The organism is Mycobacterium sp. IDUB_19 (assembly GCF_055419445.1).
In genome coordinates, this window is record NZ_JBVAXR010000009.1 from 130,142 (window position 1) to 150,857 (window position 20,716).

At 65.5% G+C, this 20,716-nt stretch carries 22 protein-coding genes and 1 pseudogene; 3 read left to right on the forward strand and 20 right to left on the reverse strand.

The genetic code is table 11. The annotated features are described in order from the left end of the window. Positions 1-46: 46 nt before the first annotated feature. The 11 genes from ACZY0B_RS10405 to ACZY0B_RS10455 form a co-directional block, all read right to left on the reverse strand. The gene (locus ACZY0B_RS10405) at positions 47-679 is read right to left on the reverse strand and encodes a MerR family transcriptional regulator (protein ID WP_463764018.1); all 633 of its coding nucleotides are present in this window, start codon (positions 677-679) and stop codon (positions 47-49) included. Positions 680-984: 305 nt separating this feature from the next. Continuing rightward, positions 985-1,479 carry a bifunctional nuclease family protein gene (locus ACZY0B_RS10410; RefSeq protein WP_036469133.1) on the reverse strand — a complete coding sequence of 165 codons (495 nt, stop codon included), beginning with the start codon at positions 1,477-1,479 and terminating at the stop codon, positions 985-987. Positions 1,480-1,596: 117 nt separating this feature from the next. Then, complete coding sequence (gene ftsR, locus ACZY0B_RS10415; protein WP_463764019.1) at positions 1,597-2,343, reverse strand: transcriptional regulator FtsR; 747 nt, start codon at positions 2,341-2,343, stop codon at positions 1,597-1,599. Then, on the reverse strand, positions 2,343-2,816 hold the full coding sequence (garA, locus tag ACZY0B_RS10420) for a glycogen accumulation regulator GarA (protein WP_423790916.1): 474 nt from the start codon (positions 2,814-2,816) through the stop codon (positions 2,343-2,345). Before garA ends, ftsR begins: the two co-directional genes overlap by 1 nt. Before the next feature lie 280 nt (positions 2,817-3,096). Then, positions 3,097-3,495 carry a glycine cleavage system protein GcvH gene (gcvH, locus tag ACZY0B_RS10425; RefSeq protein ID WP_463764020.1) on the reverse strand — a complete coding sequence of 133 codons (399 nt, stop codon included), beginning with the start codon at positions 3,493-3,495 and terminating at the stop codon, positions 3,097-3,099. A 24-nt stretch (positions 3,496-3,519) separates the two neighbouring features. Further along, positions 3,520-4,395 (reverse strand): DUF881 domain-containing protein, encoded by an 876-nt coding sequence (locus ACZY0B_RS10430; protein WP_463764021.1) that lies wholly within the window; start codon positions 4,393-4,395, stop codon positions 3,520-3,522. An 18-nt stretch (positions 4,396-4,413) separates the two neighbouring features. Continuing rightward, positions 4,414-4,746 (reverse strand): small basic family protein, encoded by a 333-nt coding sequence (locus tag ACZY0B_RS10435; protein WP_463764022.1) that lies wholly within the window; start codon positions 4,744-4,746, stop codon positions 4,414-4,416. Positions 4,747-4,795: 49 nt separating this feature from the next. Next, on the reverse strand, positions 4,796-5,719 hold the full coding sequence (locus ACZY0B_RS10440) for a DUF881 domain-containing protein (RefSeq protein WP_463764023.1): 924 nt from the start codon (positions 5,717-5,719) through the stop codon (positions 4,796-4,798). Beyond that, positions 5,712-6,338, reverse strand: a complete 627-nt coding sequence (locus ACZY0B_RS10445; protein WP_463764024.1) for a CDP-alcohol phosphatidyltransferase family protein — start codon at positions 6,336-6,338, stop codon at positions 5,712-5,714. The genes ACZY0B_RS10440 and ACZY0B_RS10445 overlap by 8 nt, the downstream gene beginning before the upstream one ends. Before the next feature lie 102 nt (positions 6,339-6,440). Then, on the reverse strand, positions 6,441-8,771 hold the full coding sequence (gene secA2, locus ACZY0B_RS10450; RefSeq protein WP_463764025.1) for an accessory Sec system translocase SecA2: 2,331 nt from the start codon (positions 8,769-8,771) through the stop codon (positions 6,441-6,443). Between the two features lie 34 nt (positions 8,772-8,805). Further along, complete coding sequence (locus ACZY0B_RS10455) at positions 8,806-10,449, reverse strand: acetolactate synthase (protein ID WP_463764026.1); 1,644 nt, start codon at positions 10,447-10,449, stop codon at positions 8,806-8,808. 94 nt (positions 10,450-10,543) lie between these two features. Between ACZY0B_RS10455 and ACZY0B_RS10460 the strand changes: the two genes are divergently transcribed. After that, positions 10,544-12,463: an ABC transporter ATP-binding protein/permease gene (locus ACZY0B_RS10460; protein WP_463764027.1), complete on the forward strand. Its 1,920-nt coding sequence runs from the start codon at positions 10,544-10,546 to the stop codon at positions 12,461-12,463. A 34-nt stretch (positions 12,464-12,497) separates the two neighbouring features. Here ACZY0B_RS10460 and ACZY0B_RS10465 read toward each other — a convergent pair whose 3' ends face one another. The 3 genes from ACZY0B_RS10465 to ACZY0B_RS10475 all read right to left on the reverse strand — a co-directional run bounded on the left by ACZY0B_RS10465 (position 12,498) and on the right by ACZY0B_RS10475 (position 15,290). Next, a complete protein-coding gene (locus ACZY0B_RS10465) occupies positions 12,498-13,970 on the reverse strand; it encodes an FAD-binding protein (RefSeq protein WP_463764028.1) in 1,473 nt (490 codons plus the stop codon). Next, positions 13,967-14,467, reverse strand: coding sequence for a VOC family protein (locus ACZY0B_RS10470; protein ID WP_463764029.1), 501 nt, complete (start codon positions 14,465-14,467; stop codon positions 13,967-13,969). The genes ACZY0B_RS10465 and ACZY0B_RS10470 overlap by 4 nt, the downstream gene beginning before the upstream one ends. A 139-nt stretch (positions 14,468-14,606) precedes the next feature. Then, positions 14,607-15,290 (reverse strand): TetR/AcrR family transcriptional regulator, encoded by a 684-nt coding sequence (locus ACZY0B_RS10475; RefSeq protein WP_463764030.1) that lies wholly within the window; start codon positions 15,288-15,290, stop codon positions 14,607-14,609. 121 nt (positions 15,291-15,411) lie between these two features. Between ACZY0B_RS10475 and ACZY0B_RS10480 the strand changes: the two genes are divergently transcribed. Next, positions 15,412-15,855 (forward strand): nitroreductase/quinone reductase family protein, encoded by a 444-nt coding sequence (locus ACZY0B_RS10480; protein ID WP_463764031.1) that lies wholly within the window; start codon positions 15,412-15,414, stop codon positions 15,853-15,855. A gap of 6 nt (positions 15,856-15,861) precedes the next feature. On the opposite strand, the gene ACZY0B_RS10485 is transcribed toward ACZY0B_RS10480, so the two are convergent. Continuing rightward, entirely contained in the window at positions 15,862-16,542 is a 681-nt protein-coding gene (locus ACZY0B_RS10485; protein ID WP_463764032.1) for an Rv1815 family serine proteinase, read from the reverse strand. 104 nt (positions 16,543-16,646) lie between these two features. Then, the gene (locus ACZY0B_RS10490) at positions 16,647-17,588 is read right to left on the reverse strand and encodes a sterol desaturase family protein (RefSeq protein ID WP_463764033.1); all 942 of its coding nucleotides are present in this window, start codon (positions 17,586-17,588) and stop codon (positions 16,647-16,649) included. Between the two features lie 64 nt (positions 17,589-17,652). Between ACZY0B_RS10490 and ACZY0B_RS10495 the strand changes: the two genes are divergently transcribed. After that, on the forward strand, positions 17,653-18,846 hold the full coding sequence (locus ACZY0B_RS10495; protein ID WP_463764034.1) for an NAD(P)/FAD-dependent oxidoreductase: 1,194 nt from the start codon (positions 17,653-17,655) through the stop codon (positions 18,844-18,846). Positions 18,847-18,849: 3 nt separating this feature from the next. Here the strand turns inward: ACZY0B_RS10495 and ACZY0B_RS10500 are convergent, their stop codons facing one another. From ACZY0B_RS10500 to ACZY0B_RS10515, 4 genes and pseudogenes are all read right to left on the reverse strand, one after another. After that, a complete protein-coding gene (locus ACZY0B_RS10500; RefSeq protein ID WP_463764035.1) occupies positions 18,850-19,560 on the reverse strand; it encodes an MgtC/SapB family protein in 711 nt (236 codons plus the stop codon). 144 nt (positions 19,561-19,704) lie between these two features. Next, positions 19,705-20,037 (reverse strand): DUF732 domain-containing protein, encoded by a 333-nt coding sequence (locus ACZY0B_RS10505; RefSeq protein WP_463764036.1) that lies wholly within the window; start codon positions 20,035-20,037, stop codon positions 19,705-19,707. A gap of 19 nt (positions 20,038-20,056) precedes the next feature. Then, positions 20,057-20,380: a DUF732 domain-containing protein gene (locus ACZY0B_RS10510; RefSeq protein ID WP_463764037.1), complete on the reverse strand. Its 324-nt coding sequence runs from the start codon at positions 20,378-20,380 to the stop codon at positions 20,057-20,059. A 48-nt stretch (positions 20,381-20,428) separates the two neighbouring features. Then, positions 20,429-20,716: pseudogene (locus tag ACZY0B_RS10515) on the reverse strand (PPE family protein); the annotation flags it as partial.

A 20,716-nucleotide genomic window follows, 5' to 3' on the forward strand; every position in this document is an offset into this window, starting at 1 on the left:
CCCGTGAGTAGCAGCCCGGTGAACGAAATGGGCCAAGTGTCGGTGACTAACCGATCTTGCGGTCGCGATGCTTGCGCCGGGAGGCCAGCTCGTCCTCCGGCGTCGCAATCGACTCGCCGCCGTCAGCCCGCTCACCTGGGAAGTCGGCGATAACGCCGGTCAGTTCCCGCATGGCGCCCGAGACGGCAATGCCGAACACACCCTGGCCACCCTGCAGCAGGTCGACGACTTCTTCGGCCGACGTGCACTCGTAGACGGTGGTGCCGTCCGAGAACAAGGTGATGTTGGCGAGATCTTCGACGCCGCGCTGGCGCAGATGGTCGACCGCGACGCGGATGTTGTGCAGCGAAATACCGGTGTCCAGCAGCCGCTTGACGATCTTGAGAACCAGGATGTCCTTGAAGGAGTACAGCCGCTGGCTGCCGGATCCCGCCGCACTTCGAATCGACGGCACCACCAACGACGTGCGTGCCCAGTAGTCCAGCTGGCGGTAGGTGATTCCGGCGATCTGGCAGGCACTCGGCCCGCGGTAGCCGACCAGCTCGTCAGGCACCGAATCGTCAGGAAACAGGCCCGGCTGCACGGGTCCGCTGGCCACGGTGACGCTGGGTTCACCGTTGCTGGCGGCATCCGCGTGGTCAGCAAGTTCCAGCTGTTCTTGACGTGGTCGGTCGCTCACAGTGGTTCCTCTCGCCGATCGCGCTCGTCACTAGCTGCGTCTACTGGCTGCCGCGACAGCCTTGTTGGCTAAGGCCCGAGTGCTAGAGAGCTTACGCTGTTCGATCGCTGCCGGGCCTTAACTCGTTCTCAAAGTATGGCTGCCGTAAGGGCAAGGGGCGTGCTAGCCATTAGGCGTGTCGACATCACAGTGTCAGATGAGACGGATCCGTGATATCGACGCCCAAGCGTAGCTACGCGCCGGCGACCCCTTCTGACCCGCTATTTCACGACGCACATTCCGGCCGGGCCGCTGGGCCTGCAGGCTTAGGTGGCCTTGAAGTCGTCGGGAGACACGCTGTCGAGAAACTCCTTGAATTTCTCCACCTCGTCCTCGCGAACGGCGGTGTTGGATTCCTCGTCGCTCTCGTCGGGGATCAGCAGACCGGCCTGGGCGAGAACGGCCTCTTCGACGTAGATCGGAACACCGACACGCAGTGCGATCGCCACCGAGTCCGACGGCCGCGCCGACACGGTGATGTTGCGGTCGAAGACCAGGTCGGCGTAGAAAGTGCCTTCTTGCAGATCGACGATCCGCACCTCTTTGAGTGAATGCCCAAGGGCTGCAATGAGATCCCGGATCAGGTCATGTGTGAGCGGGCGGGGCGGCTCGACGCCCTGTTGTTCGAGCGCAATGGCGGCCGCCTCGGACTGGCCGATCCAAATCGGCAGGTAGCGGTCGCCGTTGGCCTCGCGCAACAACAGCACCGGCTGGTTCTGCGGCTGCTCGACGCGAATGCCGACAACACGAACTTCACCCATTTGCGTCTGCCCTCCGCACATGCCGCCGTGTCCGACTTCCGCTCGGCGCGACGACCCGCTGGAACACCATTTCTCTCCATACCGCCCAACACCAAGCTGTTGAGGGAAGTCTAGTCCTCAGCGTCGCAGAACGTCGCGAACGGCGGACTTGATCAGCGACGTGTGCAAAGTAATTGCGAGTGCGGCAACCTCGCGCGCCAGGTCGTCGGCGCGGTCGCGCGCACCGGCCTTGTCGGCTTTGATTAGCGGTCCGGCGATTTGGGCGATCAGATCGGACTGCCGGTCGGCGGCCGAACGGAAGGCACGCAGATGCCGCGGCTCAACGCCGTAGTCGGACAGCGCTCGCGCACACTGCAAGATCACGACGGTGTGCTCGTCGAAGAATCCGCCCGGGCCGCTGGCGATGACCCCGGCTTTGAGCAGTGCGGTAAGCAGGTCTTCGCCCACCCCCGAGCGTTCCAGGAGGTCTTCTCGACTCAACCGGACACGGGTGGGTGCCACCGCGGCCGCGTCGGATCCGGTGTCGGGGGCGGCGTCGCCGTCAGTCACCGAAACCAATCGCGGTACGCCGTAAGGCGATCCGAAAGCCGGCAGCTCACCGTCGGGTTGGGAATCCAGCTGCGCCCGGATCACCTTCAGCGGCAAGTAGTGATCACGCTGCGCGGTGAGAATGAAGCGCAATCGCGCGCAGTCATATGCGGTGAATCTGCGATATCCCGACGCGGCGCGCTGCGGCGTCACCAGTCCCTCTGCTTCCAAGAAGCGAATCTTGGAAATCGTGACATCGGGGAAATCCGGCCTCAGCAGGTCCAAGACCGCCCCAATCGACATCCCGGCCAGGGCCGAGCTATCGGGTGCGCTCACTAGCCTCCAGATCCTCCATCGTCATCACCTTTGGGCCCCGTGAGGAACACCAAGCGGAACTTGCCGATCTGCACTTCGTCGCCGTTTGCCAACACAGCCGAATCCACCGGCTCGCGATTGACGTACGTCCCGTTGAGGCTACCCACATCGACCACGTGGAATTCGTTGTTTTCCAACCTGAATTCGGCGTGGCGGCGGCTCACCGTGACGTCATCGAGGAAGATGTCACTGTCGGGGTGCCGGCCGGCCGACGTAATGGCCTGGTCGAGCAGGAAGCGCGATCCAGCGTTGGGCCCCCGTTTGACGACCAGCAACGCCGAGCCCGCCGGAAGTCCTTCAACCCCGGACACCGTGCTCTCGGCGCCCGACTGTGCGGGCGCGTCCAGTTCATTCAGGAAGTCGGCGCGGAATACCGAAGTCGTCTCCACGGTGACTTCGTCCGAAGTCTGGTCTTGCGAACTTCCTGAGTCCATGTCCGTCACGCGCTGCTCCTCACTGGCTGCTGTGGCGTTGTCTGACCGGGCCGTTCGGCCGGCTTCCCACTAGGTTCGTAAACCCTGTATTGCCGATTACTTGCCTTCTAGTGCTGTTGTGTCGACCGTACCGCGCGGTGGTTCGGAATGCGCTAACCACCGGCAGGATCGCAAGGCGATCGCGTGGCCGGCCCCCTCTCCCCGGCGCGGCCCCAAGTACGGGCGTTGTCATGGCCCGCGTTGCGTCCGCGCGCAGGGCTGGCAGGGACATTAGCAACCGTCACTCGGTGAGCGTGCCGCGGTAGGCCTCGGCATCAAGCAGCGCGGAAATGGCGGACTCCAACTCGGATGCTTCCGAGACCTGAATATCCAGCAGCCAGCCGGCACCGTACGGATCCGAGTTGACCAGCTGCGGGTCGCCTTCCAGATCGCCGTTGACGGCAGTGACCTTGCCGGACAGCGGTGCGTACAAGTCCGAGACGGATTTCGTCGATTCCACTTCGCCGAAAGACTCGCCCGCCGTCAATTCGGTGCCGACGTCGGGCAGCTGGACGAAAACAACGTCGCCCAGTGCTGACTGCGCGAAGTCGGTGATGCCGACCCGCACGGTGTCGTCACCGCTCCGGCGAACCCACTCATGTTCGGCGGTGTAGTGCAGATCGGGCCGGATATCGCTCACGGTAATCCTGTTCTGGTCGGCGTCTCACTTGACGGGCTGAGCGTATTGGTGCGGTTTTGGTTGTCGCAAGGTGGTCACGTCGATGCGTTCGCTCTGCTGCACGGACATCTTTCCGCCGACCCGCTTGATGCTGTCCTCTGCCCCACCGGGAATGTTCATCGCGGCGGCCAGGGTGGGCGGATCGCCAATCGCCAGAATCGAATACGGTGGCGACAGCGCCTTGTTGTCGATGGTCAGCGAACCGGGCGTGCCGACCACCCAAGTGTCGACACCTACCCGCACGGACTGGTGTGCGCCGTTGACCTCGATCGCCTCTGCTCCGGCAGCCCGCAATTCATTGATCACGTCGAGCATTACCTCTGGTGACACCCCCGGGCCGGGGTCGTCGACGGTGATGGTCACGCCGGGGCCGGTGGCGCCGACCGCGCCGACCAGGATGGACAGCGCGGCCAGCCTGGCCTGTGCGCTTTGGATCGCGGCCTGGTCGGTGTTGCCGGACGCCTGCAACGAATTCAGGGTGTTCTGCAAATCGTTGACTTCGCCGTTCAGCGTGCCCTCGCGCTGTCGCAACGAATCCAGCAGCACCAACAGATCCGCGGGGCGCGCCGTGTCCAGCGAGTCCCCCGACCGGGTCTGGCGGACCTGGGTGACGATAGCGACGCCGAGGAGCAGGCAGAGCACGACCGCCAGCGTTCCGAACATCAGCCGGGACCGACCGCTGCGCAGCATTGCGGACAACCCGGTCCGGCCCACCGCTCCGATCTCGGGGCGCGGAGTGCGTGCGGGCAATTCGTGGCGACCACGCTGCGCAGCGTCGTCGGCGTCAGCCCCGGAATCCTCGTGCCGGGTTGGCGCGTCACGACTTTCGTCGGCCGCGCCGGGTGGCAGGTCCTGGCTCACGCTGACCTCATCTTTGTGTCATGCCCCGAATAGCCGGCGCCGCAGCGCGGCGGCGTTGCCGAAGATCCGGATACCCAATACGACGATGATGGCCGTGGACAGCTGCGTGCCGACGCCCAACTGGTCGCCGACGTAGACAATCAGTGCGGCCACAAACACGTTGAACACGAACGAAATCACGAAGACCTTGGGGTCGAAGATCCGCTCGAGGTAGGCACGCAGCCCGCCGAAGACAGCATCGAGTGCGGCCACCACCGCGATGGGCAGATACGGCTGAACGACCTCGGGCACCGCCGGGTGGAAGACCAAGCCCAGCACGATGCCGATCACCAGCGCCGCGATACCGATCATGCGCGGTTTCCCGTTCGCATTTCCCCCAGACTTACGAGGACAATTCTCACTAGGGCCCAATCTGTTTGGCGAACTTGACTTCCCGGACGGAACCGGCAGGCAGCGAGAGACCGTCGGAGACGTCCACCGTGATGCCGACACCGTAGGAGACCTCCAGCAGCCTAAGGCGTTGCAATCCGGGACTGTTCTCGAAGACGTCCCGCATCGCGTGCGGCGGCCCGACCGCGAGGATCGTGTAGGGGCTACTGGTGGGGTTGTTGTCGACCAGGATCGCCCCCCCGGCCTGACGGATTGTCACGTTCGGCCCGATCCGCACTCCACCCACCGAAATGGCCTCGGCGCCGCTGGCCCACAAGGAGTTGACCACGAGCTGCAGATCGCGGTCGAGGATGATTTGCCGGCTGCCGTTCACCCGTTGCTTGGACACGTCGGAAAGATTCGGGCTGGCACCGGGATCGGTCACTTTCACGGTCAGGCCGGGGCCGATGATCGCTGTGCTGGCCGCCGCCAGGCTGAGCCCGTCCAGACGGGTCAGCAGCCGCTGGCCCTCCGTGTCGTCCGCCAGCGCGAGTCGCTGGACGTCGTCGACCCGGCTCGACAGCTTGCTGCGCTGCTGAGCCAATTTGGTGGCGGCGTCTTCGGTTGATCGCACACTGCGCACCAGCAGCTGCTGGGCCGTGCGCACACCGGGCTCGACCGAGCGAGCTTGCGCGACCGCGGCGGCGAACACGGTGGCGACCAGCATCGCCGCCACGCCTTGCCAGAGCCAGCTGAAAACGCGCGTTCGACCGGTCTGTGGTGTGGCTGTGCCGGCACGCCGATGCGCTGCCGCGGCATAACCGGGATCCAGATGCTCCGACAGCAGTGCGCGCAGCAGGGACGGTACCGGGATCAGCGTCGGGCGCGCCGCCGCATGCGCGCTGCGGCCCGCGCTGGGGTCGTAGCCGCCGAGCATGCGGTCCGGTTCAGCCATGCTCACCCGCCTTGGGGGTGATCGGCTGCGCCGGCTGCCGGGTGACTTTGGGCATCCGGCGCATCACCAGGACCATCTGCACCGCGTAGAGGACGAATGACCACAGGTAGGCGTACATACCCCAGATCAGGAAGCCCCAACCGCACGCCCCGATCACCCGGCTCCACAACGCGTCCCACGTACCCAGCAAAACGAGCGGAAAGCCCGACATCAAGGCGAACGTCGCGGCCTTGCCGACGTAGGTCACCGGCAACGCCGATAACCCGCGGCTGCGCAACAGCGGCAAGGTGGCGGCTAGCAGCACGTCGCGCGCCACCAGCGTGATGACGAACCACCACGGCACGATCCCGGTCAGCGCCAGCACCAGGGGCACGGTGACCATGTAGAGGCGATCGACCGCGGGGTCGAGCAGGACACCCAACCGCGACGACTGGTCCAGCGTGCGGGCGATCTTGCCGTCGGCCCAGTCGGAGGCGCCGCTGAACATCAGGATCGCCACCGCCCAGCCGTTGGCGTGCGCGAACACCAGAACGTAGATGAATACCGGGATGAGCAGCAGGCGGATGGCGCTCAACAGGTTGGGCACTGTCAGCACCCGGTCTGGTGGATCCGGCTCCATGAGCCGTGACCTTAGCCCGGTGACGCGGCGGTCCGCACCGCGGGACGAGCCGGGTGCGAGCGTGCGACTGGCCGCACCCTCGGCGGACAACGCCCCGTCGGTCTAGCGGAACACTCCGGGCAGGCTCAGGGTGGACAACGTGTCGTCGGACAGGGGGTTGTCGTTGACCATGTATGTCCACGTCGACGTCGGTCGGGCCAGCTTGGACAGATCCAGGCCCGGCTCCTCTTCCAGGACGTTCGCCGTTTCGAACGTCTGCTGAGCCGCCTCGATCGCGTCGGCGGCCAGCGACGCGAACGCGTCCACCGCCATCCGGTGGAACTCGTCCAGCGGGTTCTGCCGGCCCAACGCGCGCAGATGGATGCTTTCGCGGATGTCGGCGAGGTAGGCCAGGTGATCGGCCCAGCCGCGGTCGAGGTGATAGAGCATGATCTGCCGGCAGATCGTCTCGAGGCGTTCCTCAGATATTCCCTCGGTCTCGGCCAGTTCCTCGTAGCGCTTCGGCGCCAGTTCCGCGAGCTCTTCACGCGCAGTTACGGTGCGCAGCAAGGTGTTTCGGCGATCCACGATGATCGCGCGCTGCTGGGCGATCAGCTGGTTGTAGCGCCAGGTGTTCGCGTGCACATCCAGCAGCCGGCCCTCGGCGACGCGCTGCGCGTGATCGAGCAGCTCGTTGGTCTTCGGGCTGACGATTTTGCCGTCCTCGTCCGTCTGCTCCGGCAGCTTGTTGCGGTCGAGGTTGGCCGCAACGACGTCGTCCTCCCAGCTCGAGAAGAACACCGTCGAGCCGGGATCGCCCTGGCGTCCGGCCCGCCCGCGCAACTGGTTGTCCAGCCGTTCGGTGTGATGGCGTCCCGTGCCGACCACATGCAGCCCGCCCAGTTCGGCGACCCGGTCGTGGTCGGCTTCGTCGGATCCGCCAAGGCGGATATCGGTGCCGCGCCCGGCCATCTGGGTGGACACCGTGACGATGCCGTACTTGCCGGCCTCGGCGATCACCTGGGCTTCCTCGGCATCGTTCTTGGCGTTCAGCACGACCGCCGCCACACCGCGGCGCACCAGCCGCTCGTGCAGCTCCTCGGATTCGGCCACGTCTCGGGTGCCCACCAGCACCGGCTGTCCCGTTTCGTGCACGTCGGCGATGTGCTCGACGATCGCATCGTTCTTGGCCGCGGCGGTGATGTAAACCCGGTCGGACTCGTCCTCGCGAATGTTGGGAGTATTCGGCGGAATTGGCGAGACGCCGAGCTTGTAGAACTGACGCAGCTGCTCACCGGCGGCCAGCGCGGTGCCGGTCATTCCGCACACGGTCGTGTAGCGGTTGATCAGCGCCTGCACGGTGATGGTGTCCAGCACCTCGCCCGTCTCGGTGGTCTCGATGCCTTCCTTTGCCTCGACCGCGGCCTGCAGGCCGTCCGGCCAGCGCTGCAGTTGCGCGATGCGGCCGCGGGAGGAGTTGATCAGGTGCACGGCATCGTCGCGGACGATGTAGTGCACGTCGCGATGCAGCAGCACGTGCGCGTGCAGCGCGACGTTGACCTCGGTGAGCGTGGTGACGACGTGTTCCTCGGAGTACAGATCGATGCCGCCGAGCGCCTTTTCGACCTTGCGTGCACCGGCATCGGTCAGATGCACGTTGCGGCTGTCGGAGTCGGTGTCGTAGTCGGTGTCGGCGACGAGCTCGCCCACCAGTTTGATGATCTCCAGCCGCGGCGTCTCCCGGTGCGTGGTGCCGGCCAGCACCAGCGGCACCAGCGCCTCGTCGACCAGAACCGAATCGGCCTCATCGATAAGGGCCACATCGGGATTGGGCGATACCAGGTCGTCGACGTCGGTCACCAGCTGATCCCGTAGTACGTCGAAGCCGATCTCGTTGACCGAGGCGTAGGTGACGTCGCAGTCGTAGGCCGCGCGGCGCTCCTCACTCGTCGACTCCGCGGTGATCCAGCCGACCGTCAATCCCATCGCCTGAAGCAGCGGGCCCATCCATTCCGCGTCGCGGCGGGCCAGGTAGTCGTTGATGGTGACCACGTGCACGTGCCGGCCGGCGATCGCGTATCCGGCGGCCGCGATCGCGCCGGCCAGGGTTTTGCCCTCACCGGTCGCCATTTCGATTACATCGCCGTCGAGCATGCGCAACGCGCCCAACAACTGAACGTCGAACGGCCGCAACCCCGTTGACCGCTCCGCGGCTTCCCGGGCGATCGCCAGGAATTGCGAGATGTCCTCGGAGTCCGCGAGAGCGTCGAGGTTGAGCAATCCGGTGGCCTTGCGCAGCTGCTCGTCGGAGAGATCGGCGGCTTTCTCGTCGTATTCGGACGACTCGCTGACCTGCGTGAGGGAGCGCGTGCGGTTCTTTTCCGTACTTGCGCCGAGCAGTCGCCAAAATCTGCTGCTCAGACGGCCCGGTTGAGTGCGGGTGGTCTTTGACACAGGTCAACCGTACGCGGTGAGCAGCGCCGACCCGTCAGGCCAGGTTCGATCGGCGGGGATAGGCGATGCTCGGGTCGGTGAGCACGTTGACGACCGCGGGCAGGCCGCTGGCGAAGGACCGCTCCAGCGCGGGCCGAAGCTCCGCGGGCGCCGACACCAGTTCGGCGTGGCCGCCCAGCGCGCGCACCACCTGGTCGTAGCGGGTGCCCGGACGCAGCTCCGCGACCACCGAATAGCCGTAGATCGCCTCCATCGGATGCTTTTCCAGCGCCCAGATTCCGTTGTTGCCGATCACCGACACGACCGGCACTTGATGGCGCACCAGGGTGTCCCATTCCATCCCGCTGAACCCGAATGCGCCGTCGCCCTGCAGCAGAACGACCTGGCGGTTCGGGTAGGCCAATTTGGCGGCCAGGGCGTAGCCGGGACCCGAGCCAAGACAGCCGAACGGACCGCTGTCCAGCCAGCAGCCCGGCTGGTAGCTGTCGATCACCCGGCCCGCGTAGGAACCGAAATCGCCGGCGTCGATGACCACGATGGCGTCGCGGTCCAGCAGCGGCGCCAGTTCGGCGTAGACCCGCATCGGGTGCAGCGGGATCCGGTCGTCACCGAGATCGGCCGTTTCCTGATCGCGCGCGGCGGTCTCGGTCGTCCGCAGCGCAGCGATCCAGTCCTGATGGTCGGCTGCATTCGGCCCGGACAGCGCCGAGAGAATGGCCGTGAGGTCGCCGTAGAGGCCCGCGGCGATCGGCCGGGGGTGCTCCCGGTCGGGTTCGACCCGATCCGCCACGACGAGCTGGGTGTTGGGCCCGAACACCTTGCCGAAGCCGAGCCGAAAATCCATCGGCACCCCGACGACGAGGGCGACATCCGCCTCGCCCAGCGCTTTGGCCCGCGCCCGCGAGAACGCCAACGGGTGATCGGCGGGCACGACGCCGCGGGCCATCCCGTTCATCAGCACCGGGATTTGCCGCTCCTCGGCGAGCCGCAGCAGCGCCGCCTCGGCGTGTCCCCACCACACGTTGGTGCCGGCCATGATCACCGGCCGCTGTGCGGTCGCCAGCAGGCCGGCGGCGCGGTCCAGGGCGTTGCCGTCGGGAGCTTGCGCCGGGGGCGGCTCGCGCAGCGCGCCGGGACGGCCGTCGTCCTCGGAGACGGCGAACACGTGATCCATCGGAAAGTCGACGAATCCCACCCCCGACGGGGCGCCGACCGCGGCGCGTAAGGCCTCGTCGACAAGCCGGCCCGCATCCTCGGCGGACTGCGCGGTGGCCGCGAAACGAGTCAGCGGCGCCACAAACGGCACGTGGTCGATCTCCTGCAGCGATCCCATGCCCCATCGCTGCGCGGGCGCCCGGCCGCCCAGCACCACCAGCGGCGACTGGTTTTGCTGTGCGGCCGCCATTGCGCTCATTCCGTTGGTGACGCCGGGGCCCGCGGTGAGTGCGGCCACGCCCGGCACCCGGGTCACCTTCGACCAGCCCTCCGCGGCGAACGCCGCCGTCTGCTCGTGGCGGGTGTCGATGAGTCGAATGCCCTCGTCACGGCAGCCGTCGTAGATGGAGAACAGGTGGCCGCCGGACAACGTGAACAGGGTGTCGATACCACTGGCCCGCAGGCGGCGGGCGATGAGGCGGCCGGCGTGGACGATCTGGCTGGACGGAGCGTCGATGCTCATCCTGGCAGCCTATCCGCCGGTCTCGGGTACCTTCGCGGGGAAGCATTCGCCATGAGGCTCCGCAGGATGCCTCGATAGCAAGGAGACGTCGAAGTTGGGTCCCACGCTATTCAAGCCATCCATCGACTGGTCGTCGGCACTTGTTGACTCGTTGCAATGGGTCGCCATTGCCTGGGCGATCGGCGCCGTTTGTCTGATCGTCGTGCTGGCCGCATTCAGATACTTCACACCCTGGGGCCGGCAGTTCTGGCGGATCACCCGCGGCTACTTTGTCGGTCCGGACAGCGTCAAAGTGTGGGTGATGCTTGCTGTGCTGTTGCTGTCGGTACTCCTCGCGGTGCGGCTCACCGTGTTGCTCAGCTACCAGGGCAACGACCTGTACACGGCGGTTCAGAAGGCGGTCCAGGGCATGGCCGCGGGCGACGACGCCGTCAAACAGTCTGGTATTCACGGCTTTTGGATGTCGCTGGTGATCTTCAGTGTGCTGGCCACGCTGTACGTCGTCCGGTTCATGTTCGACATCTATCTGACGCAGCGGTTCATCATCTCGTGGCGCATCTGGTTGACCGCCCACCTCACCGATGACTGGCTGGACGGCAAGGCCTACTACCGAGATCTGTTCATCGACAACACCATTGACAACCCGGACCAGCGTATTCAGCAGGACATCGACATCTTCACCGCCAACGCGGGTGGAACCCCTAACAACCCGTCCAACGGCACCGGAAGCACGTTGCTGTTCGGCGCCGTCAATGCGGTCGCGTCGGTGATCTCGTTCGCCGCGATCCTGTGGAACCTGTCCGGCGACTTGACCCTCTTCGGCGTCACGCTGCCGCGGGCCATGTTCTGGACGGTTGTGGTCTACGTGCTGATCGCGACAGTCGTCGCGATTTGGCTTGGGCGCCCGCTGATTTGGCTGAGCTTCAACAACGAGAAGCTCAACGCCGCATTCCGCTATGCCCTGGTGCGGTTGCGGGACGCCGCGGAAGCGGTCGGCTTCTACCGCGGCGAGCGAGTCGAGCGGGCCCAACTGTGGCGGCGCTTCACGCCGATCATCGACAACTACCGCAAGTTCGTCCGGCGGACCATCATCTTCAACGGCTGGAACTGGTCGGTGTCTCAGGCGATTGTCCCGCTGCCGTGGATCATTCAGGCCCCGCGGCTATTCGCCGGCAAGATCGACTTCGGCGACGTAGGCCAGACGGCAACGGCATTCGGCAACATTCATGACTCGCTGTCGTTCTTCCGGAACAACTACGACGCGTTCGCCTCATTCCGCGCGGCCATCATCCGGTTGCACGGGCTGGTGGACGCCAACGCCCAGGGCCGCGCGCTGCCCGCTGTGTTGGTGAAACCGAGCCAGGACAAAGCGGTCGAGCTGGCCGGTATCGAGGTGCGCACGCCGGCCGGAGATCAGCTGATCGATTCGCTCGACGTAGAGCTCGACACCGGTGACTCGCTGGTGATCACCGGGCGTTCCGGTGCCGGCAAGACCACGCTGCTGCGCAGTCTGGCCGAATTGTGGCCATACGCGTCCGGAACGCTGTGCCGCCCGGCCGGGGACAACGTGACGATGTTCTTGTCGCAGTTGCCATATGTACCGCTGGGCAGTCTGCGCGGCGTGGTGTGCTACCCGAATTCGCCGGACGACATCTCCGATGGTGAACTGCACGACGTGCTGAACAAGGTGGCGCTGGCCCCGCTGATCGAACGACTGGATGAAGAACAGGACTGGGCCAAGGTGCTCTCGCCCGGTGAGCAGCAGCGTGTTGCATTCGCACGGATTCTGCTCACCAAGCCCAAGGCGGTGTTCCTCGACGAAGCCACGTCGGCGCTCGACGAAGGACTGGAATTCGCGCTGTATCAGTTGCTACGCAGCGAGTTGCCGGAGTGTGTCGTGGTCAGCGTCAGCCATCGCCATACCGTCGAGCAGCACCACGAACAAGAGCTGCACTTGCTTGGTGGCGGCCAATGGCGGCTCGGACCGGTAGGCCAGGAGCCCGCGAAGGTTTAGCGGTGCTCGGCCGCGTGCGTTCCGGCGCGGTGTCTTAGCGCGCCTGCCCGCCCCCGGCCTCTTGGGCCGCGTGCGTTCCGGCGCGGCGGCCGAAGAACGAGCCCTCGCCCAGCTGCGTGCCGCTGGCGTAACCCTTGCCGTCCTGGGCGATGTTGGACGCACACGCCCCGACCGCGTACAGGCCGGGCACCACCGTGCCGTCCTCGCGCAGCACCTGACCGTCCACGGAGGTGGCCAGCCCACCGACGGTGAAGCCGGCGTACATCGCCTTGCCCAGTGACATGTCGAACGCCCCCCAGGGGCCTTTATCTTGTGCCGCAAGGAATTCCGGCTGCTTGTGAAAGTCGGGGTCCTCGCCGCGGGCGGCATAGGTGTTGTAGCGGTCCAGCGTCGCGACCAGGTTGCCTTCCGGGATGCCAAGGCCCGCTTCCATATCGGCGACGGTCTCCCAGCCGTCGATGAGTGGCACCAACGGCATCGACGGGTGCTCGAGGTGTGCCTCGTCGACAATCAAGAACGCCGCACTGTCCGGCTGATCCATGATGAACCCCGACGTGCGGGAGTGATAGCAATCCTCGGCGACGAACCGCTGCCCGAGCTTGTTCACGATGATCCCGGTCAGCAGGATCGACGGCGGGTACGGCGGGGCGGTGATGAAGATCTGGTCCATGTGCTGGGTGGCGCCGCCGGCCGACACACCCATTCGGATGCCGAGGCCGTCATCGTAAGTGTTGCCGAGCACGAACGGCTTTTCGGCCAGTTTCGGCGTGTACTTGGCAACCATCTCCGGATTCATCACGAATCCCCCGGCGGCAATGATGACCGACTTTGCCTTGATCGCACCGGTTTCGGTGAACTGCTTCCACGTCACACCGGTTACCGCGCCCGAATCATCGACGATGAGTTCGGTGGCACCGGTCTCGTAACGGATTTGCACGCCCAGGCTTACGGCTCGTTTGAGCAGCAGGTCGATCACCATGCTGGCGCCGCCGGTGTCGCCGGGCACCGGCACCTTGTGGCCGCGCGGTGCCGGCACCGCCTTCTCCAGGAAGGGCCATACCTTTTCGTTGCCGGTGAACATCAACCCCTCGGTGTTGGGTTGGATCACCGCTTTGCCCGGGAAGTAGCTGCGTTCGAACTGAAAGCCCAAATCTTCGAGCCAGTTGAAATGCTCGACGCTGCCTTCGCAGTACGCACGAATCTTGTCGTGGTCGGGCTTGCGAGACACCGCGACCAAGTACTTGTACATCTCCTCGGGCGAGTCGGTATGACCGGTCGCCTCCTGGACCGCGGTGCCGCCACCCAGGTAGAAGTGGCCGCCGGCAAGCGAGGTCGTTCCGCCCGCCACGGCGGCGCGCTCGAGGACGAGGACCCGCGCGCCGGCCGCCGCCGCACTCACCGCCGCGCATCCACCGCCGATGCCGAAACCGATCACGAGCACGTCGACCTCGTCCGACCAGGACGTCACTGTGTTCGCGTTGACCGTTGCTGGGATCTCGGTGCTCACCCTTGCTCCTGTTTGATGTAGTCGTAAAACGCCCTCATCTCGGGCGAGACGTATGCGATCTCCAAAAACGGCACGCCCGCCTGTGGTGCTGCGACGTAAGCGAATTGGATTCCGCCGGGCATCACGCCCTGCTGCACTACCGCCGCGCCGTGGTTAACGACGTCGGCGAGCGCCGCATCGAATTGCTCGGGGCTGTCGGCCTCCGTGCAGACGTGGTGCAAACCCGGGCCGGAGTCGCGCAAAAATTCACTATAGATGTTCTCCCCGCTGACCGGTTCGATGAGCTCCAGCTGCATCTCTCCGAGATAGCTCAGTGAGATGCTGGCGACGAAATCGGCGGGTTTGCCGCGGTAGCTGCAGCTGTCCGGAGCAAAGTGCACCTCGGGTATCCGGACCCACTTTCGGACGCCTAACAGGCCGGTGAGAGCCGTTTCGGTGGCATCCAGATTCTGGGTAACCCAGGCGATCTGTGTCGGTGATCGAACGGGAAGCGTCATCGTTTGGCAGGATAGCCCAGTCTGTCGGCCCTCAGAAAGGCCCACAAAGTCTTTGCCGTGATTCCGCGTTTTGCGCTCGGAATCGTCAGGTGAACACGTTCTAGTTCGGGCGCTCCCGGCTGCCGGGCGATGGCTGGGGTCAATGCTGGGCCAGCATGTCGACCAGCAGCCCCAGTTGGGTGTTGAAGACCGCCTCCGGGTCGGTCAGGGTGTCGGCGCCGTACTGCCCGAACACCTCGAGGCTGATGGCACCCAGCACCGCGGCCCAGAACAAAAAGCACTTGCCGATGACGGCATCGTCGCCGGGAAAGCTGAACTCCTGCCGGATTCGGTCGAAATCTGATGACAGTGGTTGTGGCACAACGGTATTCGTTAGCCTGATGTCGCCGGTGGTGATTCCCGCGGCAATCGCGTCGAAGATGGCTCCCACTACGCGGGTGCCGACTCCGACGGTGCGCTCCGCAGGGGCGTGATATCCGGGCACCGGGCTGCCATACAGCAGGGCCCACTGCGCGGGATGCTGCACGGCCCAGCGCCGTGCCGCCTGCGCGATGGCGACCACGTCGTCACTCCACTGCTCGCCCACCGTGTCGCGGGCGAGGTCCACCGACTCGGCCAGGTCGGAATACGCGTCGATCAGCAGCAGGGTGAGCAATTCGTCGCGGCTGGACACATACCGGTACACCGCCGACGAGACCATGCCCAGGTCGCGCGCTATCGCACGCAGCGACAATCCGGCCGCGCCGCGATCGACCAGATGGCGACGGCCCAGTTCGACGATGCGCGTCTCGATCTGTTCCCGCGACTCCTGGCGTTTGCCCACGTAGGCAGTCTGACACGAATCGAGATCACCGCTCTTGCTTTTCGGTGAGTGTTGTGCCATTGTGACCAAGCAGGAGAGCACTGCTCTCGCAAATTCGGAAGGCCGGTCGAGAGGATCCACGATGTCCACGCGCTACGAAGAACCCAACCGGGCCGCTCGGGCCGGTAACGCCGTGATCCGCTGGCTCGCCGACCTCGGGGTCAGCATCGCCGGGTCCCGGGCGCTGCGCGTCCGCGGGCGCAAGACCGGAAAGGTGCGCGCGGTGGTGATCAACCTCCTGACCATTGACGGCGTCGACTATCTCGTCTCGCCGCGAGGTAATACCCAATGGGCACGCAACGTCAGGGCTGCGGGCGTCGTCGAAATGGGGCCACGCTGGCGACGGCAAAGCGTCGCGGCCACCGAGGTCGACGACGCGGGCAAGCCCGAACTGTTGAAGCGGTACCTCGACAGGTGGTACTGGCAGGTCAAGGGCTATGTGGCCGGGCTGACACCGGAATCGACCGACGAGCAGTTCCGGGCCGCCGCCCCGTCGATACCGGTGTTTGTGCTCGGGTCACGCTGAGGCGCCCTAACCGGCGTTAGCTTGCCCCGCCATGTCCTGGTGGACCTGCTCGGAGGTGGAGCGCCACGACACCGCCGCGGGAAAGTCGCCCCACATGCTGTTGAAGATCCCGACGACCTGTCCGGGACCGCCGGGAGGGGCTAGGTACACCGGTCCGCCCGAGTCACCCGGATGGCTCTGGACACCGTGGGACATGGTGAACCAGCCGTTGTTCACGGCTTCGACGGTCCCGCAGGTTTCCCCGGTGGACACGCCGAAGTGGCAGATCGGCTGCCCGGGCGCCAGCGCGATGTTCGGGCTGGATACCAGCGCACGTCCGCCCGGCAGCACGTCGTTCATCGAGACGTTGCCGTCGAGCGCGATCACCTCGTAGTCGCTGATCGCCTGGTCAACTGCCACCGTCGAGCCGCTGGGTGTGTCGTCGCGGAAGGTCGCGAGATGGCCGATGGCGTTGCGGTTCTTGTCGGTGACGACGTTTCCGGTGCTGCGGCAGTGCCCCGCGGTGTATGCGATCCGGGCGGCTTGATCGACGTAGCCCAGCGTGCACAGACGGTTGTCCTGAAGGATCTCCATGCCCGGGAACACCGCGACCGGGTCGGCGTGGGCCTTGGCGGCGGGGAGACCGGGGGTGAATGCCAGGGCAGCAACGCTTGCCGCCAGTACGCGAAGTGCCATGCGATAGACCATGGACGGACTCCGTTCCGTCAAGGCCGGCGCGGGCACCGACCACAACTTGAGATTACGTCGTTACTGTTTCGACATCGACCTATTCGCGCTAGCCGGGGCCAGCGTTACATCGACGTCGCCAGCCGAACGGAGTCGTCGGGTTGACCGGCCAGGCGCGGAGTCCAGCCCGGCGGTCCGAAAACGTAGCCCAACCGGTCTCGAAGCCGGCTCGCCGACCGCCAGTCGCGCACGATCGCGACGTATTCGCGGGTCTGCAGGTTCCAGATGTTGAAGGTGTCCACTTGCTTGGTGAGGCCGTAATGCGGACGGAACACCTCGGCCTGGAAGCTGCCGAACAGCCGGTCCCAAATGATGAGGATGCCGCCGTAGTTCTTGTCCAGATAGAGCTGGTCCATCCCGTGGTGCACCCGGTGGTGCGACGGGGTGTTGAAGACGAATTCGAAGGGCCGCGGCAGCTTGTCGATGCGCTCGGTGTGGATCCAGAACTGGTAAATCAAGTTCAGCGACCAGCTGAAGTACACCATCCAGGGGGGAAGCCCCAACAGCGGCAACGGAGTCCACATCAAGACCTCGCCGCTGTTGTTCCACTTCTGGCGCACCGCCGTGGCGAGGTTGTAGTACTGGCTGGAGTGATGTGCCTGGTGCGTCGCCCAGATCAGCCGGACCCGGTGCGCGATGCGGTGGTAGCCGTAGTACAGCAGGTCGACACCGATGAGGGCGATGACCCAGGTGTACCACTTGGCTGGCGAAAGGTGCCAGGGCGCCAGGTAAGCGTAGATCGCCGTATAACCCAGCAGGGCCAGGGCCTTCCAGCCGGCGCTGGTGGCTATCGAGACGAGGCCCATCGAGATGCTCGCCCAGGAATCGCGGGTCAGATACGCGCCCGACCCGGGCCGCGCTTCGGCCCCGGAGGCCTCGATGTGTTGCAGCTTGCGGGCCGCGGCCCATTCGAGGGTCAACAGCAACAGGAAAAACGGGATGGCGAACAGCACCGGGTCCCGCATCTGCGGGGGCAGCGCGGACCAGAACCCGGTGACGGCATTCACACAGATAGATTACGACCATCGGCCAATGCGGTGCGACGGCCCGGATCGATGAGGTGTTGAGCACTTGACCGCTGTGCTGGTAGTCGGCTCCGGGTTCGCGGGGTTATGGACTGCGCTGGGCGCTGCCCGGCGCCTCGATGAGCTCACTGTGCCGCCGGGAACGGTCGACATCACCGTGCTGAGCGCCACGCCATTCCACGACATCCGGGTCCGCAACTACGAGGCCGATCTAGGCGCCTGCCGCATCCCGCTTACCGAGCTGCTCGACCCCGCCGGCGTGGCGCACATCGCCACCGAGGTGACCACCATCGACGCCGGCGCCCGGACCGTCGGAACCGCGGCCGGTGAGACCTTCGGCTACGACCGGCTGGTGCTGGCGTCAGGCAGCCGGGTGCTCAAACCCGCCATCCCGGGGCTGCGAGAGTTCGGTTTTGACGTCGACACCCATGACGGCGCCGTCGCGCTGCAGCGGCATCTGCAGGGGCTTGCCGGCGGTCCCCCGGCCGCTGCGGCGGCGACCGTCGTGGTGGTCGGTGCCGGGCTGACCGGAATCGAGGCGGCATGCGAGCTGCCGGACCGGTTGCGCGCGTTGTCCTCTGGAGTCACTCCCCGGGTGCTTCTGGTCGACCGCAATCCGGTGGTCGGTTCCGATATGGGCAGCTCGGCGCGGCCGGTAATCGAAAAAGCATTGTCGGACAACGGGATTGAAATCAGAACGGGAGTAAGTGTCGCGGCGGTCGGCCCGAGCTCGGTGTCGTTGTCCTCCGGTGAGCAGCTGGCGGCGGCCACCGTGGTGTGGTGCGCGGGCATGCGGGCCAGCTCGCTCACCGAACAGCTGCCGGTTAGCCGCGACCGGTCGGGCCGGGTGCCCGTCGATGACTACCTGCGGGTGATCGGAGTCGAGTCGATATTCGCCGCGGGTGATGTGGCGGCTGCCCGCATGGATGACGAACATCTGTCGGTGATGTCGTGTCAGCATGGGCGGCCGATGGGCCGTTATGCCGGATACAACGTGATCAGCGACCTCTTCGACGAGCCGATGCTGGCCCTTCGAATCCCCTGGTATGTCACGGTTCTCGATCTCGGGCCGGCCGGCGCGGTTTACACCGAGGGGTGGGAACGCGCGGTGGTCTCGACGGGCGCGCAAGCCAAGGCCACCAAGCAGACCATCAACTGCAGGCGAATCTATCCCCCACTGAGCGGCAGCCGCGCCGACCTGCTGGCCGCCGCCGCACCGGAGTTACAGGCCCGGCCGTAACCCTCAGTCCGACTGCGCTTCGTCAGCGGCGTACCACTGCACCGCGCGGACCCCGGGCTGCAGGGACAGCTCGGCCACCAATCGCTCGAGCTTGGCCGGCGTGTGGCCGTCCACGAGCACATGTGCGGTCAACGTGATTTCGTCGTCGGCGGCCCGCCCGGTGTGGATGCCGCGCAGGGTCATGTCGTTACTGCTGGCGTGCTGGATGAGCTGAGCGCGGGCGTACTTTTCGGCTTTCGGGCGACAGATCGCCTGCACCAGAAAGGGTTGCCGGCCCTCGTCTTCCTCGGTGTTGTCGTCGTGGTCGATCACCCGGCCCAGGGGGCGGCCCACCACATGGATGGCGATGACCGTGAGGGTGGCGATCAGGGTGAATACCAAGTGCCCGGAGGCGGCCAGCACACCGATCGCCGCCGAGCACCACAAGGTGGCGGCGGTGTTGAGGCCCCGGACGTTGACGCCCTCGCGCAGGATCACGCCACCGCCGAGGAACCCGATGCCGGAGACCACATAGGACGCGACCCTGGTAGGACTGCTGTCCTCGGTGGCAACCGCGTACAGCACGAACAAGGTCGCACCGGCGGCGACCAGCGCGTTCGTCCGTAGCCCGGCCCTGCGCGCTCGCCATTGCCGCTCGATACCGACCAGGGCGCCGCAGCCCACCCCGACGCCCAGGCGGAGCGCGAAATCGGCGACACTCAATGTCTGCGTCACAGCGCACTCCTTCCCCCGCTGGCATGGCCACGCCTTCACGGCCAGCTAACCACGCCGAGGTGAACAACAGATGGATCGCAGCCAGATCCGTTCCGCGGCGGCTACTCCCCCGAAACCTCTGCGCAGCAGGGTGGTTGGCCGTCGCTACTGCGCTGGGGCCCGGTTGTTGGCGAGTTGCTGCGGGCAGTAGTACTTCGCCGAAATCCCCACGAACAGGGTTGCGTGATCGGTCGTCAATCCGGGGTTGTTCCGTTGCAAGTCGTGGACCAACTCCTGGCCTGATTTCCCGGCCCCGATCAATCCGCACACCGCCTTTCCGAATGCGACGGCCTGACCCGGGTCGGTGTAGGTGAGGCCCGCGCCGCGCACGGTCGCGAGAAAGCCGGCGTCGTCGGAGCTGCCGTCCGGATCGCCGTATGCGGGCGCGGCCAGGCCGATCATCGCGGAGACGCCAAGCAGCGCAAGTAGCGGTCGCATTGGAGCAGCCGACCCTCGATCAGGCCTTCGAAAGTTGGTGCGGGCAATAGAATTTCGCCGAGATCATGGCGAAGTTCGATGCCATCTCCATATCCATTCCGGGGTTGTGGCTCTTGACGTCGTGGAGCAGCTCCAAATTGTCCTCGCCGTTGTTCAAGCAGGTGCATACCGCCCGTCCTGCCGAGACGGCAGCACCCTCGCTGGAAAAGCTGAACCCGGCCTGGTGTAGCGCGGCAATGAAGCCCGCGTCATCGCCGTCCGTTACCGGAACGGGATCGGCGTACGCCGGCGCTGCGAGGCCGATCATGGCGGCAACGCCAAGTAGCGTCATTAGTCGTTTCATCGGTTACCTTCTTTCGAGCTGAGCTGAAGCATTGAATTGGGTTGTCCTCTAACCTGATTGCACTTCTTCAGACGGGATGACTTTGGACTTGCCCTTTTTCAGGTGCACCGCATGGATTCCGGGCTTCTTGGCCAGTTGCTCGAGCAGTGCATCGAGACCTTCTTGGTCGACGTTGTGGTGCTGCACGGTTTCGGGCTTCTCCGATATCTGTGCGACCAGACGTTTCAGGTGCTCCGGTGAGTTCTTGTCCTTGAGATCTTTGATCGGGGTCATGCGATTGCGGATCCCGGCACGTACCACGGTGGGGCCTCCGGAGCCCATGGCACTGCCCAGCAT

What these genes read in the sequence shown, in the direction of transcription:
- ACZY0B_RS10480 (WP_463764031.1), top strand. Translation starts at nt 15,412, where the DNA reads ATGTCCACGCGCTACGAAGAACCCAACCGGGCCGCTCGGGCCGGTAAC.
- ACZY0B_RS10455 (WP_463764026.1), bottom strand. Translation starts at nt 10,449, where the DNA reads ATGAGCATCGACGCTCCGTCCAGCCAGATCGTCCACGCCGGCCGCCTC.
- ACZY0B_RS10505 (WP_463764036.1), bottom strand. Translation starts at nt 20,037, where the DNA reads ATGCGACCGCTACTTGCGCTGCTTGGCGTCTCCGCGATGATCGGCCTG.
- ACZY0B_RS10435 (WP_463764022.1), bottom strand. Translation starts at nt 4,746, where the DNA reads ATGATCGGTATCGCGGCGCTGGTGATCGGCATCGTGCTGGGCTTGGTC.
- ACZY0B_RS10440 (WP_463764023.1), bottom strand. Translation starts at nt 5,719, where the DNA reads ATGGCTGAACCGGACCGCATGCTCGGCGGCTACGACCCCAGCGCGGGC.
- ACZY0B_RS10445 (WP_463764024.1), bottom strand. Translation starts at nt 6,338, where the DNA reads ATGGAGCCGGATCCACCAGACCGGGTGCTGACAGTGCCCAACCTGTTG.
- ACZY0B_RS10485 (WP_463764032.1), bottom strand. Translation starts at nt 16,542, where the DNA reads ATGGTCTATCGCATGGCACTTCGCGTACTGGCGGCAAGCGTTGCTGCC.
- ACZY0B_RS10510 (WP_463764037.1), bottom strand. Translation starts at nt 20,380, where the DNA reads ATGAAACGACTAATGACGCTACTTGGCGTTGCCGCCATGATCGGCCTC.
- garA (WP_423790916.1), bottom strand. Translation starts at nt 2,816, where the DNA reads ATGGACTCAGGAAGTTCGCAAGACCAGACTTCGGACGAAGTCACCGTG.
- ACZY0B_RS10410 (WP_036469133.1), bottom strand. Translation starts at nt 1,479, where the DNA reads ATGGGTGAAGTTCGTGTTGTCGGCATTCGCGTCGAGCAGCCGCAGAAC.
- ACZY0B_RS10470 (WP_463764029.1), bottom strand. Translation starts at nt 14,467, where the DNA reads ATGACGCTTCCCGTTCGATCACCGACACAGATCGCCTGGGTTACCCAG.